Annotated in this window: 2 protein-coding genes and 1 pseudogene; 2 read left to right on the plus strand and 1 reads right to left on the minus strand. The window is 67.7% G+C overall.

What is annotated here, in order from left to right:
• Window positions 1-100, plus strand: a pseudogene (locus tag KME80_RS53650) (IS982 family transposase); the annotation flags it as partial.
• A gap of 21 nt (window positions 101-121) precedes the next feature.
• Here the strand turns inward: KME80_RS53650 and nadA are convergent.
• Window positions 122-1,273 (minus strand): quinolinate synthase NadA, encoded by a 1,152-nt coding sequence (gene nadA / locus KME80_RS49695; RefSeq protein ID WP_219520059.1) that lies wholly within the window; start codon window positions 1,271-1,273, stop codon window positions 122-124.
• Window positions 1,274-1,434: 161 nt separating this feature from the next.
• Here nadA and erpA point away from each other — a divergent pair, with 161 nt between their 5' ends.
• A complete protein-coding gene (gene erpA, locus KME80_RS49700; RefSeq protein ID WP_049566397.1) occupies window positions 1,435-1,788 on the plus strand; it encodes an iron-sulfur cluster insertion protein ErpA in 354 nt (117 codons plus the stop codon).
• Window positions 1,789-1,945 lie beyond the last annotated feature (157 nt).

Raw genomic sequence — 1,945 nt, forward strand, 5'->3', positions numbered from 1 at the left:
ACGCATCAGCCAGCGCATCCTCGCCCTCAACGCTGTCATCTGGCACAACTGGAACATCGGCGCACCCGTGAAACGATCCCTGATCGCCTACGATCACTAACCCAAATTTCACATCAGCGATCTAGGCCAGGGCGAGCATCCGGTCCAGGGCGACGCGCGCCCAGTGGGCGGTGTCGGCGTCGACCGTGATCTGGTTGACGACCTCGCCCAGCGCCAGCGACTCCAGCGCCCACACCAGGTGGGGCAGGTCGATGCGGTTCATCGTCGAGCAGTAGCAGACGGTCCGGTCCAGGAACGAGACGTTCTTGTCCGGGAACATCTGGGCCAGCCGCTTGACCAGGTTGAGCTCGGTGCCCACGGCCCAGCTCGACCCGGCGGGGGCGGCGGCCAGCGTCTTGATGATGTGCTCGGTCGAGCCCACGTGGTCGGCCTTGAGCACCACCTCGTGCCGGCACTCGGGGTGCACCAGCACGTTCACGCCCGGGACGCGCTCGCGTACGTCGTCGACCGACTCGGCCGTGAAGCGGCCGTGGACCGAGCAGTGGCCCTTCCACAGGAGCATGCGCGCCCGCTCGAGCTGCTCGGGGGTGAGGCCGCCGTTGGGGCGGTGCGGGTTCCACACGGCGCAGTCGTCGAGCGACATGCCCATCTCCAGCACCGCCGTGTTGCGGCCCAGGTGCTGGTCGGGCAGGAACAGCACCTTGGAGCCCTGCTCGAAGGCCCAGTCCAGGGCCCGCCTGGCGTTGGACGAGGTGCACACCACGCCGCCGTTGCGACCGCAGAAGGCCTTGATGTCGGCGCTGGAGTTCATGTACGTGACGGGCACGACCTGGTCGGCCAGGCCCGCGTCCTCCAGCGCCTCCCAGCACTCCTCGACCTGGTCGAAGGTGGCCATGTCGGCCATCGAGCAGCCCGCCGCGAGGTCCGGCAGCACCACCCGCTGGGAGCCGGTGGTCAGGATGTCGGCCGACTCGGCCATGAAGTGCACGCCGCAGAACACGATGTACTCGGCCTCGGGCCGGGCGGCGGCCTGCTGCGCCAGCTTGAAGGAGTCGCCGGTCACGTCGGCGAACTGGATGACCTCGTCGCGCTGGTAGTGGTGGCCGAGCACGAAGAGCCGGTCGCCGAGCGCCTGCTTGGCCTTGCGCGCCCGTTCCACCAGGTGCGGGTCGGAGGCGGGCGGCAGCTCGCCCGGACAGTCCACCCCCGTCTCGCTGTGCGGATCGGCGCCCCGGCCGAGGACGAAGAGTGGCAGCCCAGTCTGGGTGGCCATGGCCGTACCCCCTTATCGTCTAACTGACGACTAACTATGACACACGGTATGGGGGCATATATTCCGGGGTCCGGTGGGGGAGGGAATGTGTAGCACCCGGCAGGTGTTGGTAGCGTCATCAGTAGACGTCGGAACAGACAGCCGGGTTAGGGAGTCAGCAGATGACGGTTGAGAGCAGCGAGACCACGACGCAGGGCCTGATCCTGACCGACGCGGCCGCCGCCAAGGTCAAGAGCCTGCTCGAGCAGCAGGGCGAGGAGGGCCTGCAGCTGCGCGTGGCCGTGCAGCCGGGCGGCTGTTCCGGCCTGCGCTACCAGCTCTTCTTCGACGACCGTTCGATGGACGGCGACGTCGTGACGGACTTCGGTGGCGTCAGCGTCGTCACCGACCGGATGAGCGCCCCCTACCTGATGGGCGCCTCCATCGACTTCGTCGACACGATCGAGAAGCAGGGCTTCACCATCGACAACCCGAACGCCACGGGCTCCTGCGCCTGCGGCGACTCCTTCAACTAGTCGGGTGCGCCCGCAGGCCCCGTCCGCCCTGGTGAAGTCAAGGGGTCATCGCAACACGGATTGATCAACTGGCTAGCGCCAGAAGCTTGGTGAGACGCTCGGCTGGGGTTTCCCAGCCGAGCGTTTTGCGTGGCCGGCCGTTCAACCGGGCAGCGAC

Origin of the sequence: Nonomuraea ceibae, from assembly GCF_019396325.1 — a bacterium.
GTDB lineage: Bacteria > Actinomycetota > Actinomycetes > Streptosporangiales > Streptosporangiaceae > Nonomuraea > Nonomuraea ceibae.